Here is a 17,791-nt window from a genome sequence, read left to right as displayed (position 1 = left end):
GCTCCACCCCGACCTCCCAACACAAGAAAGGTGACCCTCAAGTGGCAGACGACCGGAACGGACCGGGGCGCTTCCGCCGGCCGACTGCGGCTCTGGCGCTCCTGGCGTTCGCGCAGTTGATCGTTTCCTTGGACTACAACATCGTGTACGTGGCGCTGCCGGAGATCGGCTCCGAGCTGGGCTTCTCGGCGCAGACCCTGCAATGGGTGGTCAGCGCCTACGCGGTGGCGTTCGGCGGGTTCCTGCTGCTGGGCGGCCGCGCGGTGGACCTGTTCGGTCCGCGCCGCGTCTTCATGGCTGGGCTGGCGCTGTACGCGGTGGCGTCGTTGGCGGGCGGGCTGGCCGGCTCCCCGGTGCCGCTGGTGGCGGCGCGAGCGGTGCAGGGCCTCGGCGGGGCGCTGCTGTTCCCCGCCACGTTGACGCTGGTGTCCACGGGATTCGCCGAGGGACGCGAGCGCAACCGGGCCTTCGCGGTGTGGGGCACCGCCGGCGGCAGCGGCATGATCCTTGGCTCGCTGCTCGGGGGCGTGCTCACCCAGGCGTTCGGCTGGGCCGCGGTGTTCTACGTCAACGTGCCGCTGGCCGCCGCCGCGGCGTTGCTGGCCCTGCCGCTGGTCCCGCGCGGCACCACCCGGCGGGACGGCCGCAGGTTCGACGCGGCCGGCGCGCTGACCGCCACAGCCGGGACCACGCTGGTGGTGTTCGCGCTGGTGCAGGGGCCCGAGTCCGGCTGGGCCGCGCCGTCCGTGATGGGCGCGGCGGGGCTCGGCGCGGCGCTGCTGGCGACGTTCGCCGCGATCGAGGCCCGCAGCGCCGACCCGCTGCTGCCGCTGCGGCTGCTGCGCGGCCGCGACCTGTCCACGGGCGCGGTGGTCACGTTCCTGTACATGGCCACCTTCGGCACCCTGCTGTACTTCCTGACCGTCTACTTCCAGGCCGTGCGGGGGTACGACGCGCTGCACACCGGGCTGGCCTTCCTGGTCCCGATGGCCGCCATCGTTGCCGGTTCCCAGCTCGCCGGGCGGCTGGCGACGGCCCGCGGCCCGCGCACCGCGATGCTCGCGAGCCTGGCCGTGGGAGGGGCCGGCGCCGTCGTCCTCGGCGCGAGCCTCGGCACAGGCAGTTCCTACCTGAGCCTGCTCCCCGGCCTGATCGTTCTGGGCGTCGGGCAGGGCGCGGGCTACACCCTGATGTTCGGCGCGGCCACCGCCGCCACCCCGGGGCACCAGCAGGGTGTCGCCTCGGCGGTGGCCTCCACCACCCAGCAGGTCGGCGGCGCCGTCGGCCTGGCGGTTCTGGTCGCCATCGCCAACGCCCCCACCGAAGGCGTGACCGGGCCCGCTCTGCCCGCGGCCACCACCGACGGGCTGCGGACCGCGGTGTTCGCCGCGGCCGTCGGGATCGCTCTCACCCTCGTGGCCGCCCTCGGATTCACCCCCCGCCCGCAGGCGCACCCGGTGCGGACGACCGGCGACGCGGTCGAACGTGTCGACGCCTGATCCCGTTCCTCCAGCCCCCGAGAGAAGGGAATTCATGGACGCCGGGGACACCGTCCGCCGCCGGCAGCCGCGCTCGGCGGGCCGCACCGGACGGCCCGGACGGGCGCGGGCCGGTCGCGGACGTCGGGGCCGCGCCGACCCGGCGTCAGCCGTCGGCCAGGTCGAGGCCGGCGCGGACGATGGCGTCGGCGTCGAGGCCGTGATGGCGGTACACGTCCTCGATGGACCCCGACTGGCCGAACCGCGTGACGCCCAGCGAGGTGGTCGGCACCCGGTTGATCGTCGCCAGGAACGCCAGCGTGTGCGGATGGCCGTCCAGCACGGTGACCAGCGGGGCGGCCCGGTGGGCGGGGAAGAGGCGGTCGAGGATCCAGCTCGGCGCCTCCTCGTGGCCCTGGCGGGCGCGCACCGCGCTCATGAGCAGGCCGGGGCTGGTCACGCACACCACGTCGGCGTCGACGCCGTGGCCGGCCAGTCGGTCCGCCGCGATCAGCGCCTCGGGCACCACCGCGCCCATCGCCGCGATGGTGACCGCGGGGGACTCGGTGCGCCTCAGGAGGTAGCCTCCCGCGACCGCCTGCGCCCGGCGCCGTTCGCGGGCCGCCGGATCCCGCGGAACGCCGGCGAGCGACTGGTCCACCGGCCGGGTGGAGAGGCGCAGGTACGCCGAGCCGCCGTCCGGCCGCCCCAGCCGGGCCATGGACGCGAGCAGCGTCCATTCGACGTCGATGGCGAACGCCGGCTCGTAGGAGACGCAGCCCGGCTGCTCGATGCCCAGCGACGGGGTGGTGATCGACTGGTGCGCGCCGCCCTCCGGGGCCAGGCTCACACCGGACGGCGTCCCCACGAGGATCGACTGGCCGCCCGCGTAGATGCCGAACGACCACGGCTCCGCCGCCCGCTGCACGAACGGGTCGTACAGCACGCCGATCGGCAGCAGCGGCTCGCCCCACCGGCTCCAGGTGGTGCCGAGCTCCCCGATCAGCCCGACCAGGTTGGTCTCCGCGATGCCCAGCTCGATGTGCTGCCCGGTGGGCCGCTCACGCCAGTGCAGGATCGTCTCGGAGTCGTCGGCGAACCAGTCGGGACGTTCCCGCGCCGACCAGACGCCCACCTTGTTGACCCAGCCGCCCAGGTTGGTGCTGGAACTGACGTCCGGGCTCACCGTCACCACCCTGCGGGCGATCTCGGGCGCCGACCGGGTGAGGTCCATCAGCACGCGGCCCAGTGCCGCCTGGGTCGTCGCCGTCCCGGTCGGGGTGCGGCCGAAGTCGTGGGGCGGGTCCGGCGCCTTGGGCGCCCGGACGCCGGGGCGGCGCAGTCGGCGAGCCGTCTCGGCGCACAGCAGCCCCGCGGCGCCGCCCGGGTCGAACCGCGCCCAGGGACGGGCCGGGTCGGCGCCGACCTCGGCCGCCAGCTCCTCCATCTGGGCGGTGGTCAGCAGCGACGAATGGTTCTGCGGGTGGCCGTGGGTGGGCAGCCCGTACCCCTTCACGGTGTACGCGAAGATGACCGTGGGCCGCCCGTCGTCGATGGCGGAGTAGGCGCGGTCGAGGGCCGCCAGGTCATGCCCGCCCAGATCGGCGATGGCGGCCGCCAAGGTGGCGTCGTCCAGCCCGGTGATCAGTGAGGCGATCCGCTCGCGTCCCGGACCGGTTCCCGGGAGGCGCTCGCGCAGCTCGCCGGGGCCGCAGCGCAGCAGCCGCTGGTACTCCGGGTTGGGCATCCGGTCGATGCGCTCGCGCAGCGCGTCCCCGCCGGGCTGGACGAACAGATCCTCCAGCAGGTCCCCGTACTTCACGGTCAGCACCTGCCACCCGGCGGCGGCGAACATCCCGCGCAACCGGTCGGCGGCGATGTCGGGGATCACCCGGTCCAACGACTGGCGGTTCAGGTCGACGATCCAGACGATCTCCCCGAGCTCGCCCACGCCGGGTTCCAGGATCGCCTCCCACACTGCGCCCTCGTCCAGCTCCGCGTCGCCCACCAGCGAGTACTGCCGGCCGGTCCCGGTGCCGCCGAACGCGTGGTCGACGTAGCGGCGGGCCAGCGCGCCCCAGATCGGGGCGGTGGCGCCGATCCCGACCGAGCCGGTCGAGTAGTCCACCGGATCGGGGTCCTTGGTGCGGCTCGGGTAGCTTTGCAGCCCGCCGAACGCCCGCAGCGTCGGCAGGCGGGACTCCTCCAGCTCGCCGAGCAGGTAGTTGATCGCGTGCAGCACCGGGGAGGCGTGCGGTTTCACCGACACCCGGTCCTGCGGCCTCAGGTGACCGAACCACAGCGCGGTCATGATCGACACGATGGACGCCGACGATGCCTGGTGGCCGCCGGCCTTGAGGCCGGACGGGTTCGGGCGCACCCGGTTGGCCTCGTGGACCATCGAGCTCGCCAGCCACAGCACCCGGCGCTCGATCTCCCGCAGCACGTCCCCGCCGGGCTGCCGCGCGGCGACCGGCGCGCTTGTCATCTGCTTCATAAGTGTTCTCCTGACCGTGCACACGACTACTGCGAGCAGAGCATGAAGTACATTGGTGCACAATAAGCGGGGCAAATATTGAGCAGAATGCACGCTCTCATCTCATCCCCCGCGCAGAAAGCGAGCATCATGCGAAGCGAGGACCGCGTCGACCAGACCGACGCGCGGCTGCTGAGGGCCCTGAACGACACGCCGCGGGCCACGATGATCGCGCTGGCGGAGCGGACCGGGCTGTCGCGCAACACGGTGCAGGCCAGGCTCGCGCGGCTGGAGGAGGGCGCGGCGCTGCGGCCGTTCGAGCACCGGATCTCGCCGGCGGCCCTCGGCTACCGGCTGACCGCGTTCATCACCGTCCAGGTCGCCCAGCGCAGGCTGGACGAGGTGGCCTCCTCGCTGGCCGGCATCCCGGAGATCCTCCAGGTGCAGGGCGTCAGCGGCTCCACTGACCTGTTCGTCCAGAGCGTCGCGGTCGACGCCGACGACCTCTACCGGATCGCCGGGGAGATCCTCGCGGTCCCGGGCGTCGAGCGCACCAACACGTCCCTGGTCATGCGCGAACTGGTGAAGTACCGCATCACTCCTCTGCTCCGCCGAGCGATGGGGGAGGCGAGCCCTGAGGACGGCTGAACCCGCTCGGGCGGACGCGACATCACCGGACCGAGGCGAGCGCCCGGCGGCACGGCCGGCCAGGCAGCCAGGGGCTGACCGGCCGCGGCGCAGGAGGACGTCCTACTCCGGTACCGGCGTCGCCGGTGACGCGGGGGTGGGCACCGCTCCTACCGCCGGAGACAGCAGTTCGATGGCGTTCCCACCGAGGACACCCGCGACCTGGCCGGCCGGTATGACCTTCCGCACCAGATCGATTCCGTGCCGGGTCGACCAGTACGGGTAGTCGCTGGAGAACAGCAGCCGTGAAGACCCGACCAGGTCCGCCAGCAGGCTCAGGGACTCGGGCTGGTTGCAGACCGTGTCGAACCACATCCGGCGCAGGTAGTCCGCGAACGGCCGCTCCAGGCCGGGCCACCATCCCTTGCCACGGTAGACGTCGATCCGGCCGTGCAGATACGGCAGCGCCCCCCCGACATGCGGATGAACGATCTTGAGCCGCGGATAGCGGTCGAGGACGCCTCCGACGATGAGCGACATCGACGCGAAGCTCGTGTCGAACATGTATCCGATCGTCACTTCCATCTTGTAGGGCGTGACCCTCGGTTCCCGGAAGGAGCGGGTCGGATGCAGGAACAGGGGGAGCCCGAGTTCCTCCGCCCGCGCGTAGACGGGCCACAGCCGCTCGTCCGCGACCGACATCCCGTCGATACTGCCCGGCAGGTAGATCCCGCGCAGGCCGAGCCGGCCGACGGCGTCCTCGAGCATGTCGAGCGCCAGGTCGGGATGCTTGAGCGGGAGGTGCGCCAGCCCCGCGAAGCGCCCGGGATGGGTCGCCTGGGCCCGGGACAGTTCCTCGTTGAGGAGCAGGCACAGGTCGTGCGCCTCCTCGCGCTCCCGGTCGTTGACATCGCCTGCCGCCGCCACGCTGACGACGGCCATGTCGATCCCGGCCTCGTCCAGCACCCTGACCTGATGGTCGAGGTCGGTGAACCGCCGGTCGTACTTCCAGACCTCGTCGGGCGAGACCTCGTAGACGTACCCCTCCGCGGTCCGTTCCGCCCGGGGGCCGTGCGTCCTTCCGATGTGCGCGTCGAGGAACGCGGTGGGGTACCAGTGCCACTGGCTGTCGACCACGGTCATGCCTTACCTCCGTTGGTGCCGGTGAGAGTCGCGGGGGCGGGAGCGCGGGACGGGGAGCGAGAAGACGTCCGGATCACCGGCGGGACGGCGCCCGCAGATCCGGGACCGCGATGTCGCCGTCGATGACGACCGGCTCGTCGTCGAGGAACAGGCTGCACCCACGCATGGGAATGTCGAGGTGGCAGGCGGTGTCGTTGGGACCGCCCAGTTCGTTGTTCGGGCCGATCGAGAACATGACGTTGCCGTAGACGGAACGCAGCTCCATCCCCATTCCCCCCGGGAACGACGGCTGTGCGAGCCCGTGCCAGTGCGCGCGTTCGTCGAGACCCCACCCGATGTGGGACATGCCGTAGCCGCGCGGGTCGTCGAACGACGTGATGTAGGAGCGGATCAGGTCCGCGTCGAACCCTCCGCGTATGTCGGTGATGAATCCCTTCTCGATCGTGAACTCGACGTGGCCGGTCACGTACAGGTTCTGCGGTAGGAGCACGTCACCGGGGCCGAGGACGATCCGGCCGTCGACGCCGTCGTCCGCGGCCCCGGTGAACACGAATCCCGCCGGCCAGTGGTCCCACCGTCCCGGTGTGTCGGTGTAGCCGTACTCGGGCACGGTCGGGTACGCGCCGAGCCGGTAGGTCACGTCGGTGCCGTGCTCGTTGGTGAAGCGCAGCGTCGATGCCTTCTCCAGCAGTCCGGCGGCGGCCTCGACCCGCTCGCGCAGTGCCGGGCTGGGGGCGAGGCGCGCGAGCAGTTCGATCGGCTCGACGACCGTGAGGATCCTGGTGCCGGCCGCCTGGACGGCGAACTGCTCGGGTGAGAAGAGCAGGAACGCCAGGTCGACGAGCATGTCCGACTGCTTCAGCGCCTCGACCGCTTGGGGGCTCGCGGCGAGTTCGGTCGATCCCACCGACCAGCTTCCCGTGTCCGGGAGGGGGCGCGGCAGGCGCAGGTGAAAGGTGGTGGCGCCGAGGCTCCTGGCCGCGTACATGAAGGCGTCGGCGTAGTCGAGCCGTTCGCGCCCCCGCGACAGTACGGCCACCCGCTCGCCTTCGCGGACGCCGCACAGGGTCAGCTGGTCACGGAACAGTCCCTGGATCAAGCTCTGGTCGTACATCGTCTTTCCTCTCAGAGGTGGTCCCGCAGGGCGGCCCAGAACCCGTCCGGGTTGTCCCACGGCACCATGTGACCGGCGTCCGGAACGGAGATCACCGGGAGTGCCGGGTTGGCGCGTGCGAGTTCGGCGGCGCCGGCGGCAGTGACGACCGGGCTCGCCGCGCCGCGCACCAGGGCGACCGGTGGGAGCAGCCGGCGCCAGAGGTCGTGGAAGTCGTCGCGGTGAAAGCCGTCGAGCGTTTCCAGGACGGCCGCGGGGTCGCAGGTCGGCAGTTCCCGTGCCCTTATGGCGATCTCACGCCGCGGCCAGCGCGGGTAGCGCGCCCGGATCGATTCGGCGAGGCCCGCCGGCCGGCGGGCCTCGCCGAGCTGTGCGAGGAAGTTCTCCCGGGTGGTCGGGTAGGGCCGCCGTCCCGGGCCCGACAGCGGCGGGTCGACCAGGACGACCCGGCCGTGCCGTCCGGGGTACCGCACCGCGTACGCCGCCGCGATGCGGGCGCCGAACGAATGGCCGAGCAGCGCCGGCGCGTCCAGCCGCAGGGACGCGACGATGGCGGCGACGTCCTCCACGTGGTGGCCGAGCGTGTAGTGGCCCGCGGCGGCCCGCCCCGATCTGCCGCGGCCGCGCAGGTCCGGCACGTGGACCGTGTACCGGTCGGCGAGAGCGAGGGCGATGAACTCCGCCGCATGCGCCGTGGTGGTGATCCCCGGTAGCACCAGCAGCGGCGGGGCGCCTCCGCCGCCGTAGCGAAGCACCCGCAGTCGGAGGCCGCCCGCGTCCACCGGCAGGCTGTCCCCGCTCGGCTCCGGCACGGCGCCTCCCTCCCGCGTCACCGTGGGGCCCGGCGGTCGGGGCCGTCCGGGGCCGTCAACTGATAAGGCATGGGGGTAAGTGGATCCACTTTCTGAAGGAAAAGTCAAGTCTTCCTCCGGAACGATGGAGAGTTGAGTACAGTTAGGGCGCGGAACGATGCGGCCGTGACTCACTTGCTCGGGCGTGCCGTCCACTTACCGGGAGACATGGTGATGAGCGCTGAAATCGGGTCGCCCCAGCGAGCCGACGGCCGCCGGCTGGTCGTCGACATCCACGCCCACGTCCGCCAGCTGATCCTCGACGGGACGCTGCCGCCGGGGTCGACAGTGGCCCAGGCCGAGCTGGCGAGGACGCTCGGAGTCAGCCGCACGCCGTTGCGCGAGGCCTTCCGGATGCTGCAGGAGGAGGGGCTTCTCGAGACCGCGCCCAACCAGCGCGCGCGCGTCAGCGACATCGACGTCGCCTACGTCGACCAGGTCTACGGCGCGAGGATCCTCCTGGAGTCCCTCGGCATCGCGCTCACCCTGCCCGAGTTGAACGCGGAGCGCCTCTCGGAGATGAGGGCGCTCCTGGGACGGATGGAGACGCTGGCCGGGGCCGGCGACTGGAAGTCGTGGCAGCAGGTGCACCATGACTTCCACGCGGTGCACAGCGCGCGCATCGGCGGTCAGGTACGGCAGATCATGTCGAGCCTGGCGGAGCACTGCCAGCGGTACATCACGCAGAATCGCGTTCATGAGGCGCAGACCCTGGACGTCGCGCACCGGGAGCACACGAAGCTGCTCGAGGCGCTGGAGAGCGGCGACCAGTCCACGGCGGTCGAGTCGATCGTCCGGCATCTCGCGAGGACGGTCCTGACGACGATGGCGCACACCGCGCCCGAGTACGAGCCGGTCGGCGTCCGGACGGCGCTGCGCATGGTGCTGGGCACCGCGCAAGACTGACCGCCCGCCCCGTCACCGCCCCGCACTCCCTCTGACCTGCACCTCCGCGACTCGATTCCGGCGTGGCGGCCGATTCTTCGTCGATGCGCCCGCGGTGACCGCGACCTCCGAGCCGGGAGGATAAGTGGATCCAGTTCGTTCGACGGGCTCTTGACTTCCTTGAACGAAGTGTGTTCACTTTGGCCCCAACGTTCCGTCGGAGTGAGGAGAGCGGGACATGCTGGAAGCCACCTACACCGAGGCCGGGTTCGGACGGCCCGTACGTCGCGGCCACCGCCCGGCCGTGGTCGTCGTCGACTTCAGCGAGGGATTCACCGATCCGTCGTTCCCCACGGGGGCCGACATGTCGGCCGAGGTCGAGGCGTGCGCCGTGCTGCTGGCCTCGGCGAGGGAACGGGGCTTCCCCCGCGTCTTCACCACGATCGCCCACGACAGCCCGCACGACGCCACCACCTGGTGGGATAAGGCGCCCGGTCTGCGCACGTTCATGGCGGGGTCGCGGGCCGTCCGGCTGGACGAACGCCTCGGCCGGAGGGCCGACGAGGCACTCGTGGTCAAGAGGGGGCCGTCGGCGTTCCACGGCACCGACCTGGCCGGTCGGCTCACCCGTGATCGCGCCGACACGGTGATCGTGTGCGGGGCGACGACGAGCGGGTGCGTGCGCGCGACCGTCGTTGACGCGATGCAGCTGGGATACCCGGTTCTCGTGCCGCGGGAGTGCGTGGCGGACCGGGCCCGGGGGCCGCACGAGGCGAGCCTCTTCGACATGAACCAGAAGTACGCCGACGTCGTCACCCTCGCCGAAACGCTCGCCCACCTTGCGGGCATCACGGCCGCCGATTGATCGCGGCGGTCGGTCAAACGGGCTCCCGAAGCGGCAGTCACCCCATGGAAGGGGTTAGGTTAATGGTTTCTCTGAAAGCCGCATCCACGATGGCGGCCATTCTGCTGACGGTTTCGGCATGCGGCGTCGGGCAGGGCGCGTCGGACGGCACCGGCCGTTGCGGCACCTTCACCCTCGGCGCGCTGGACGACGACTCGCACCGCGCGGCATACCACGCGATCGAGAAGGGCCATGTGAAATCCGAGGTGATCGGCGAGTTGAAGATCGATTACCTGCAGATTCCGGCGCTAATTCAGGCGACCGCCTCGGGGCAGTACGACGTGGTCGGCACCTCACTGCCGGGTGTGGTCAACGCGCGCGAGAAGGGTGGCGTCGACCTGCGCATCGTCGGCCTCATCCAGGCGCAGACCGGCGGCGGAACCAAGACCTTCGTCCCCACCGGATCCGGCATTCAGAACGGGCGCGACCTGAAGGGGAAGACGGTCGGCGTCAGCGGATTCGGTTCTAGCGTGATGATGTCGACGCAGATGGTCTACACGAAGAAGTATGGCCTGAACGCCAAGGCCGAGGGCGGCGACATCAAGTATGTCGAACTGGATCCGCAGACGATGTACAGCGCCCTCAAGAAGGGCGACATCGACGCCGCCGTCATGTTCCATCAGGCGGGCTGGCGTGCGAGCAACGACCCCGGCCTCCGGGTCGTGGCCGATATCGACAACGACTTCCGCGAGATCAGCGGGGCGTGGCTGGTGGGCGCCGCCTATGCCGTGCCGGGCGACCTGCTCAAGAAGAAGTCCAAGTGTGTCGCCGAGTTCCAGCAAATGATCGGCGAGTCGGTCGCCTACGCGGAGAAGAACGTGAGCGAGCTGGCTCCGGTGATCAGCGAGCAGACCGGCGTCGAGGCCAAGTTCATCGAGTACTGGTGGAACCAGAAGTCCTACCGTTTCGGGGGCGGTACCGACCCCGAATGGATCGAGTGGGCGGGCAGGTTCTACCGGCTCGCGCACGAGGGCGGGCACCTGCCGAAGAACCCGGATCTCGGCGAGATCGTGGTCAACGGCGGCACCGGTGAGTGAGCACGGGACGGGCACCGCGGTCCTGGGCGAGCGGGGCGGCGCCGGGCGCGGGACGCGGGACCGCGCCCCCGTCCCCGGTGACGGGGCGGCGAGACCCGGTCGCCGCCGGATTCTCGCCCACCTGCTGGCCGACGGTGTGCCGCTGCTGCTGCTCGCGGTGTGGTTCTGGTATTCGACGAACGTCTCCGCGGCCGAACTGCCGAACCCCGTCGAGGTGGGCCGGGAGAGCATCGACCTGCTGATCGGCGAAGGCGCGGTGCACACCTGGACCTCGATGGGCCGGATCGTGCTGGCGGTGCTGCTGGCGACGTGCATCGGCAGCCTCCTCGTCTTCCTGGCCGGCGTCGCACCGGTCACCGAACTGCTGATCGGCAAGCGTGTACTGCCGTTCTTCAACAGCGTCCCGGCCCTCGGCTGGGCGATCCTCGGCGTCATCTGGTTCGGTGTCGGGGACTTCTCGGTGGTCTTCGTGGTGACCGCGATCACGATCCCGTTCTGCCTGGTCAACCTGTGGGAGGGCAAACGCGCGCTCGATCCCGGGCTGCTGGAGATGGGCCGCAGTTTCACCCGGTCGCGGGTCCGTGTCCTCTTCGCGATCGAGCTGCCGTTGCTGGTGCCCTACATCTTCGCCGCGGCCCGCCTTTCCTTCTCGGTGGGATGGAAGGTCGCGCTCATCGCGGAGTTCTTCGGCTCGCAGACCGGGCTGGGACTCGTCATGAACCGGGCGAGGCAGTCCTTCGACTCGCCGACGGTCTTCGCCACGATCGTCGTGGTCCTTCTCATCGTCAGCGTGGTGGAACGGCTCCTCTTCGACCCCCTGGCACATTGGTTCGCCAAGCGGACCGGAACGGCGGTGGCGCGGTGAGCACCATAGACATCCGGAATCTGGAAGTCGGGTTCGGTGACGAGGTCATCATCGATGGCGTCGATCTCGGGATTCGCGACGGGGAACTGGTCACGCTGCTGGGGCCGAGCGGCTGCGGCAAGTCGACGATGCTGCGCATCATCGGCGGACTTTCCGGCTACCGCGGCGGCAGTGTCACGGTGAACGGCCGCCCGGCGGCGCAATCATGGGAAAGTCTCGCGTACGTCTTCCAGGCCGCTCGCCTGGCCCCGTGGCGAACCGCGTTGGACAACGTGGTCCTCGGCATGAAGCTGCGAGGAGTCGCCGGCTCAAGGCGCGAGATCCGGGAACGCGCCCGCGGTTTCCTGGAGACGGTCGGCATCGGCGCACTTGCGGACCGTCCCGCTCACGCGCTCTCCGGCGGGGAGCAGCAGCGGGTCTCGATCGCGCGGGCGCTGTCGGTGGAACCGAGCGTGCTGATGATGGACGAGCCGTTCAGCGCGCTCGATGTGCAGACGCGGCGGCGTCTCCGGCAGGAGATCGTGTCGCTCTGGGAACGCACCGCGCTCACCATCGTGCTGGTCACCCACGACATCGAGGAAGCCCTCGTCGTAGGCAGCCGCGTCGTCGTCTGCTCCCCCAAACCGACGGGGATCCTCGCGGACATCGACGTGGACATGCCCTATCCCCGGGACCCCACGACCGCCGAGTTCGGCGAACACCGCAAGCGCATCGTCGAACTGTTCGGCTCCGAGGAAGCGGACGACGGCCGGACCGGGGCGAATGTTCGCTGACGGTTGTTCGCTGACGGTGCGGGTCGATCCATGCTGAACGGCAAAGGGAGAATTCTGTGAGTGCGGACATTCAGTCCTCAGATGGGCCGGCCTTCCGTCTCGGGGCGGCGATCCGCGGTGATGGGCGGACGGTGGTCGTGGAGTCGCGGGGCTCGCTGTACGACCTGGCGGAACTGGTGCCGGCGGCGCCTCCCGCGAGTTCCGTCCTGGACCTGGTCGAAAGCGGCTGGGACGCCGTCCTCGACGGGATCGCCGACGCCCTGGCCGGCGGTCCGGCGGCGAAGCCGCTGGACGAAGGATCCCTGCGCTGGGAGGCGCCGGTGATGCACCCGCGGAAGCTCATCTGCATCGGCACCAACTACAAGGACCACATCCGGGAGATGGGGTTCAGCCTCGACGCGCTGTCCGCCCACCCGTACAGCTTCCTGGCCCCGCCGACCACGACGCTGGTGGGAACGGGACAGCGGGTCGCCGTCCCCGCGATCGCCGAGCGGATCGACTGGGAAGCCGAGGTCGCCCTCGTCATCGGACGCCGCACCCGCAATGTGGAGGCCGCCGACGCGCTCGGGCACGTGGCGGGGTTCGCGGTGCTCAACGACCTGTCCGCGCGGGACTGGAGCGGCCCGAACGCACCGGCGGTCGGCATCGACTGGGTCATGGCCAAGGCGCACGACGGGTTCAAGCCGATGGCGCCGTTCGTCACGCCGGCACGCTTCATCGCCGCCCCGGAGAAGTTGTGGGTGCGGTCGTGGGTGAACGGCCGTCTGAAGCAGGACGGATCCACCAGCGACATGGTGTTCGACTTCTGGCAGATCATCGAGCACCTGTCCCGCATCATGACCCTGGAGCCGGGCGATGTCGTCGCCACCGGTACTCCGGCGGGCGTCGGTCATGGCCGCCGCCCGCCCGAGTACCTCACCGCCGGCGACCACGTCGCCGTCGAGGTCGAGTCGCTGGGGCGGGTGGAGACGACACTGACCGGGCCCGACGGCGCATCGTCCGCCGTGCGCGCCGGGACGGCAGTGCCGGATGGCCGACCGTGACGGGCCGGGCGATGATGAGGGCGGCCGTCCTGGAAAGTCGCGGCGAGCCGGACGAGTTGCACGTCCGGTCATGGCCGCGGCCGGAGCCGGGCCCCGGCGAGGTGCTGGTCGCGGTCCGCACCGTCACCACGGCGTCCTTCGACATGCAGGCGCGCACGCTGCCGATCACCGAGCTGCCAAGGATCCTCGGGCAGGACCCCGCCGGGGTGGTCGCCGAGGCCGGGGCCGGGGCGACCCGGTTCCGGGTCGGTGACCGCGTCACCGTCGGCGGCTTCCAGCCGTGCGGTGCGTGCGAGCCCTGCCGCGACGGACGTCCGTTCTGCAACCGACACGAAGTGCTCGGCATACAGCGCGACGGCGGCCAAGCCGAGTTCGTCACGGTGCCCGAAGAGCTCGTGGTGCCCATTCCGGACGGCATCGGATTCGCCGAGGCGTCCATCATGGCCGTCACCTACCCGGTCGCCTGGAACCTGATCAGCGTCAACGGAATGGTCCGCCCCGGTGACCGCGTACTGGTCATGGCCGCGGCCGGCGGTCTCGGCCTGGCCTGCGTCCAGGTCGCCCGCTCGCTGGGCGCACACGTCGTCGCGGCGGTCGGCGCGCGGTGGAAGGCCGATCGGCTCCGGGAACTTCTCGGCATCGACTCGGTCGTTGACTATTCCCGGCCGAACTGGGCCGAAGACATTCGCCGGATCACCGGTCAGGGTGGAGTCGACCTCGTCGCGGACAATATCTCCAACCCCGCGCTGTTCGAGGACACGCTGCGGCTGCTGGCGGCCGGTGGACGCCTCGTCACCTGCGGGGCGCACGGTGGTGGGGTCGTCAGTGTCGACATCCGCCGGCTGTACCTCAACCGCCAGTCGATCATCGGGGTGAACATCCCCGGCCGGGACGTCGTGACCGCGGTCTGGAGGAGCGTTGAGCGGGGACGTTTGCCGGCGCCCCCGCTCGTTGAGGAGTTCACGCTCGACGATCTCCCGGACGTGCACCGCCTGATCGCCGCCCGGAAGACGATCGGTCGCACGCTCATCCGGGTGACCGAGGACGGCCCGGTGGGCGGCTCCCACCCGAACAGTCATGACATCGAGGAGTCATAGTGCCCACTCCACTGCCTCTCGAAGAGCGGTCCGCCTCCAGCGCGTCACCGATCACGCACACGAGATATCTCGCCATCGGCGTCCCCGATTACCACAAGGCGGTCGATTTCTACGGCTCGACCTGGGGTCTGCGGCCCGTCGTGGACGACACCGGGGTGACCTTCTTCTCCGCCGAGGGCAGCGAGGAGCATTTCGTGCTCCGCGTGCGCGCGGCCGAGCAAAGGCGCCTCGACCTGATGGCACTCGCCGTCCCCACACCGGCCGAGGTCGACCGGCTGGCCGAGTCCCTCGCGCGAGCCGGAGTGCGACTGGACCTCACGCCGGCGTCGCTGACGGCTCCGGGCGGGGGCTACGGGTTCCGGTTCTTCGACCCCGACGGTCGCCTCATCGAGATCTCCTGCGACGTCGGGACCCGCGAGGCACGGGTGATCGAGGAGCGCGAGGACATCCCGAGCAAGCTCAGCCACGTGGTGTTCAACACCGCGAACCTGGCGCGGACGATCGCCTTCTACGAACGTCATCTGGGCTTCAGGATCTCCGACTGGGTGGAGGACCGGATGGTCTTCATGCGCTGCCGGCGCGATCACCACACGCTGGGGTTCGCGGCCGCCGCCCACGCCTCCCTCAACCATGTCTCGTTCGAGATGCGCGGCCTCGAGGAGTACATGCGGGGAACCGGACGCCTGACCAGGGCCGGGTTCCCCGTGCTCTGGGGTCCCGGGCGGCACGGGCCGGGCGACAACACCTTCTCCTACTTCCGATCGCCGGACGGCAACGTGGTCGAGTACAGCACCGCGCTGCTGCAGGTCGACGAGAGCACCTGGGTGCCCTGCCGGTGGGAAGGCGACGGCGAGGAGGCCGACCAGTGGGGGACGGCGGGCCCCATCGACGAGTTCATCCCGGTCGCGGTCGGGGACCCGGACCCGGGCTTGTGGACACCGCCTCCGTTCTGACCAGCCGCTTCCACCCTTCAGGAGAGTCATGACCGGCACAGTTCCGCCCGAGGACCTGGGTGCAGACCGGCCCGCCGGGCGAGGCGCGTCCGGACCGCTGGCCGGCGTGCGCGTCATCGAACTCGGTTCCGTCGTCGCCGGCCCCTTCGCGGGCCGCCTGCTCGCGGATCTCGGTGCCGACGTGATCAAGGTCGAGGCCCCGGGACGACCCGATCCCCTGCGTCACTGGGGGCAGGAGTCGTACCGGGGGCACAAGCTGTGGTGGACCGTGCACGCCAGGAACAAGCGCTGCGTCACGCTCGACCTCCGCACCGAGAGGGCGCAGCGACTCCTGCTGGCCATGGTCGCCACCGCGGACGTGGTGGTGGAGAACTTCCGTCCGGGCACGCTCGAACGCTGGAACATCGACTATCCGCGCATGCGGCGCGCCAACGCCGGGATCGTCCTCTGCCGGATCTCCGGCTTCGGGCAGACCGGACCCTACAGTCACCGTGCCGGCTACGCCTCCGTGGCCGAGGCCATGAGCGGTCTCCGGGCCCTGAACGGGTACCCAGGGCAGGCGCCGCCGCGCATGGGCATCTCGCTTGGCGACTCGCTCGCGGGCATGTTCGCCGTCCAGGGCATCCTCGCCGCACTCCTGCACCGCGACCGTACGGGCGAGGGCCAGGTCGTCGACGTGGCGCTCACCGAATCATGCCTCGCGCTGCTGGAATCGGTCATCCCCGAATTCGATCGCCTCGGCCGGATCCGCGAACCGGGCGGGACGCGCCTGGAAGGGATCGCACCCTCGAACCTGTTCCGCTCCAAGGACGGGATCTGGGTCGTCATCGCCGCGAATCAGGACACCCTGTTCAAGCGCTTGTGCGAGGTGATGGACAGGCGTGAACTCGCCACCGACCCGCGCTATCGCGATCACGAGGCCCGTGCCGCCAACCAGGACGCCATCGAGGACATCGTCGCCGAGTGGGCCGGACGGCACGACGCCCGCCACATCCAGGAGGTGCTGGCCGGCAGCGGTGTCGCCGTCGGCCCCGTTCACACGGTGGACCAGGTCGTCAGCGACCCTCAGTTCCTGGCCCGGGGCATGCTCACTCCGCATTTCGACGAGCGGCTCGGTGAGGAGGTGCTCGGGCCGGGAGTGGTCCCCCGGTTCTCCGCCACGCCCGGTTCGGTGCGGTGGGCCGGTCCCGCGGTGCCGGGGGCGCACAACGCCGACGTGTATCCCGAACTACTCGGTCTGACAGCGAACGACCTTGAGGAGCTGGCCGATGAAGGCGTCATCTGAAACCACGGGTCGCGTCCGCCGCGGGAACCGGCGGCACCGCCGATGACGACTCCGACCCGCCCTCGTCTCGACATCCGCGAAGTGGGCCCGCGCGACGGGCTGCAGAACGAACAGCCCATCTCCACCGAGGCCAAACTCGACATCATCGAGCACCTGGTTCGAGCGGGCGCGCGCCGTATCGAGGCGACGTCGTTCGTCTCGCCGCGCTCGGTCCCCGCGCTCGCGGACGCGGCGGACCTGGCCGCGGCCCTGCGGCAGTGGCCTGACGTCCGGTGGTCCGCCCTGGTCGCCGGTGTGAGAGGAGCGGAGAGGGCCGTCGCGGCCGGCATCCTCGAGGTCGCGTACGTCGTCTCGGCGGCGGACGGGCACAGCAAGTCCAACGTCGGGCGCACGACCGAGCAGTCGCTGCGGCTCATCCCTCAGGTGGCGGACGTGGTCCGGCAGGCCGGCGGGGTGTTCGAGGTGATCGTCGCGACGGCCTGGGACTGCCCTTTCGACGGCGAGACGCCGCAGGCCCGGACACGCGACGTCGTCGCGCGCGCGATCGACGGCGGCGCCGAACGCCTCTGCCTGGCCGACACCATCGGCACCGTGACACCGGGTCGGCTGAAGGCGCTGGTGGAGGCGACGCGTCGTATCGCACCCGGCGTGGACATCGGCGCCCACCTGCACAACACCCGTGGCACGGGCCTCGCGTCGGCCTACGCGGCCCTGCTGGCCGATGTCAGCTGGCTCGACTCGTCGATCGGCGGTCTCGGCGGATGTCCCTTCGCACCGGGTGCGAGCGGGAACATCGCAACCGAGGAACTCGTCTACATGGCGCACGATCTCGGTCTGGAGACGGGGTTCGAACTCGAGGAGTTGCTTGCAGCAGGACACCGAGCACAGGAGATCCTGGACGTTTCCCTCCCCAGCGGACTACTGCGGGCAGGCGACCGCACCCGCGCCCCGGCCTAATTGGGGGAGATGGCCGGCAACTGGTGATCCACACGTGAACCTGTCTCGGATTGGGGGAGCGGGAGGCGGACAATCTGGCCATGGCTGGAGGCATGCCATCGCCCGTGTCAGGTTCTTGATCGCGACTGCTCTTCAGGGCCGCCTTGGTGGGAAGCGCTCGATGGTGCCGCCTGCTCCGGGATGCGAGCCTGCGGATTCACGCCCGTGGAAGTGCGTTGCTGACTGCTCTGGCGGCTCTAGCCGCTGGTTCTGTGGGCGACATGACCGGCTTGGGCGGGCGGAGAGTGCCCGGTTTCGAGGCGC

The 17,791-nt window shown here is 70.6% G+C and carries 16 protein-coding genes; 12 read left to right on the top strand and 4 right to left on the bottom strand.

What is annotated here, in order from left to right:
- The first annotated feature begins 41 nt into the window (after positions 1–41).
- Complete coding sequence (locus E1285_RS12265; RefSeq protein ID WP_132151281.1) at positions 42–1,499, top strand: MFS transporter; 1,458 nt, start codon at positions 42–44, stop codon at positions 1,497–1,499.
- 145 nt (positions 1,500–1,644) lie between these two features.
- Here E1285_RS12265 and E1285_RS12260 read toward each other — a convergent pair whose 3' ends face one another.
- Positions 1,645–3,975: a pyruvate dehydrogenase gene (locus E1285_RS12260; protein ID WP_243722736.1), complete on the bottom strand. Its 2,331-nt coding sequence runs from the start codon at positions 3,973–3,975 to the stop codon at positions 1,645–1,647.
- 129 nt (positions 3,976–4,104) lie between these two features.
- On the opposite strand from E1285_RS12260, the gene E1285_RS12255 reads away from it, so the two are divergent.
- Positions 4,105–4,602 carry an Lrp/AsnC family transcriptional regulator gene (locus E1285_RS12255; protein WP_132151279.1) on the top strand — a complete coding sequence of 166 codons (498 nt, stop codon included), beginning with the start codon at positions 4,105–4,107 and terminating at the stop codon, positions 4,600–4,602.
- 102 nt (positions 4,603–4,704) lie between these two features.
- Here E1285_RS12255 and E1285_RS12250 read toward each other — a convergent pair whose 3' ends face one another.
- The 3 genes from E1285_RS12250 to E1285_RS12240 form a co-directional block, all read right to left on the bottom strand.
- Positions 4,705–5,724 carry an amidohydrolase family protein gene (locus tag E1285_RS12250; protein ID WP_132151277.1) on the bottom strand — a complete coding sequence of 340 codons (1,020 nt, stop codon included), beginning with the start codon at positions 5,722–5,724 and terminating at the stop codon, positions 4,705–4,707.
- A 73-nt stretch (positions 5,725–5,797) separates the two neighbouring features.
- Positions 5,798–6,838 carry a leucyl aminopeptidase gene (locus E1285_RS12245; protein WP_132151275.1) on the bottom strand — a complete coding sequence of 347 codons (1,041 nt, stop codon included), beginning with the start codon at positions 6,836–6,838 and terminating at the stop codon, positions 5,798–5,800.
- An 11-nt stretch (positions 6,839–6,849) separates the two neighbouring features.
- Positions 6,850–7,650 (bottom strand): alpha/beta hydrolase, encoded by an 801-nt coding sequence (locus E1285_RS12240; RefSeq protein ID WP_132151273.1) that lies wholly within the window; start codon positions 7,648–7,650, stop codon positions 6,850–6,852.
- A gap of 213 nt (positions 7,651–7,863) precedes the next feature.
- Between E1285_RS12240 and E1285_RS12235 the strand changes: the two genes are divergently transcribed.
- From E1285_RS12235 to E1285_RS12190, 10 genes are all read left to right on the top strand, one after another.
- Positions 7,864–8,595 carry a GntR family transcriptional regulator gene (locus tag E1285_RS12235; RefSeq protein ID WP_165966576.1) on the top strand — a complete coding sequence of 244 codons (732 nt, stop codon included), beginning with the start codon at positions 7,864–7,866 and terminating at the stop codon, positions 8,593–8,595.
- A 217-nt stretch (positions 8,596–8,812) separates the two neighbouring features.
- Entirely contained in the window at positions 8,813–9,439 is a 627-nt protein-coding gene (locus E1285_RS12230; protein WP_132151269.1) for an isochorismatase family protein, read from the top strand.
- Positions 9,436–10,515 carry an ABC transporter substrate-binding protein gene (locus E1285_RS12225; protein ID WP_132151267.1) on the top strand — a complete coding sequence of 360 codons (1,080 nt, stop codon included), beginning with the start codon at positions 9,436–9,438 and terminating at the stop codon, positions 10,513–10,515. Before E1285_RS12230 ends, E1285_RS12225 begins: the two co-directional genes overlap by 4 nt.
- Entirely contained in the window at positions 10,508–11,380 is an 873-nt protein-coding gene (locus E1285_RS12220) for an ABC transporter permease subunit (RefSeq protein ID WP_132151265.1), read from the top strand. Before E1285_RS12225 ends, E1285_RS12220 begins: the two co-directional genes overlap by 8 nt.
- Positions 11,377–12,153: an ABC transporter ATP-binding protein gene (locus E1285_RS12215; protein ID WP_165966575.1), complete on the top strand. Its 777-nt coding sequence runs from the start codon at positions 11,377–11,379 to the stop codon at positions 12,151–12,153. Before E1285_RS12220 ends, E1285_RS12215 begins: the two co-directional genes overlap by 4 nt.
- Positions 12,154–12,209: 56 nt before the next feature.
- Positions 12,210–13,196, top strand: a complete 987-nt coding sequence (locus E1285_RS12210; protein ID WP_207946555.1) for a fumarylacetoacetate hydrolase family protein — start codon at positions 12,210–12,212, stop codon at positions 13,194–13,196.
- Complete coding sequence (locus E1285_RS12205; protein ID WP_132151261.1) at positions 13,193–14,293, top strand: zinc-binding dehydrogenase; 1,101 nt, start codon at positions 13,193–13,195, stop codon at positions 14,291–14,293. Before E1285_RS12210 ends, E1285_RS12205 begins: the two co-directional genes overlap by 4 nt.
- Entirely contained in the window at positions 14,293–15,246 is a 954-nt protein-coding gene (locus tag E1285_RS12200) for a VOC family protein (protein WP_243722735.1), read from the top strand. Before E1285_RS12205 ends, E1285_RS12200 begins: the two co-directional genes overlap by 1 nt.
- Before the next feature lie 28 nt (positions 15,247–15,274).
- On the top strand, positions 15,275–16,531 hold the full coding sequence (locus E1285_RS12195; RefSeq protein ID WP_132151259.1) for a CaiB/BaiF CoA-transferase family protein: 1,257 nt from the start codon (positions 15,275–15,277) through the stop codon (positions 16,529–16,531).
- 42 nt (positions 16,532–16,573) lie between these two features.
- Positions 16,574–17,488 carry a hydroxymethylglutaryl-CoA lyase gene (locus E1285_RS12190; protein ID WP_132151257.1) on the top strand — a complete coding sequence of 305 codons (915 nt, stop codon included), beginning with the start codon at positions 16,574–16,576 and terminating at the stop codon, positions 17,486–17,488.
- Positions 17,489–17,791 lie beyond the last annotated feature (303 nt).

It is taken from the genome of Actinomadura sp. 7K507 (assembly GCF_004348425.1).
GTDB lineage: Bacteria > Actinomycetota > Actinomycetes > Streptosporangiales > Streptosporangiaceae > Spirillospora.
The sequence above is the reverse complement of the archived record's forward strand: the minus strand, read 5'-3'. Positions and strand labels throughout refer to the sequence as shown.

Bases quoted from the DNA above. Each gene is read 5' to 3' on its own strand.
- E1285_RS12255 (WP_132151279.1), top strand. From the start codon at position 4,105: ATGCGAAGCGAGGACCGCGTCGACCAGACCGACGCGCGGCTGCTGAGG.
- E1285_RS12195 (WP_132151259.1), top strand. From the start codon at position 15,275: ATGACCGGCACAGTTCCGCCCGAGGACCTGGGTGCAGACCGGCCCGCC.
- E1285_RS12235 (WP_165966576.1), top strand. From the start codon at position 7,864: ATGAGCGCTGAAATCGGGTCGCCCCAGCGAGCCGACGGCCGCCGGCTG.
- E1285_RS12245 (WP_132151275.1), bottom strand. From the start codon at position 6,838: ATGTACGACCAGAGCTTGATCCAGGGACTGTTCCGTGACCAGCTGACC.
- E1285_RS12230 (WP_132151269.1), top strand. From the start codon at position 8,813: ATGCTGGAAGCCACCTACACCGAGGCCGGGTTCGGACGGCCCGTACGT.
- E1285_RS12260 (WP_243722736.1), bottom strand. From the start codon at position 3,975: ATGAAGCAGATGACAAGCGCGCCGGTCGCCGCGCGGCAGCCCGGCGGG.
- E1285_RS12190 (WP_132151257.1), top strand. From the start codon at position 16,574: ATGACGACTCCGACCCGCCCTCGTCTCGACATCCGCGAAGTGGGCCCG.
- E1285_RS12250 (WP_132151277.1), bottom strand. From the start codon at position 5,724: ATGACCGTGGTCGACAGCCAGTGGCACTGGTACCCCACCGCGTTCCTC.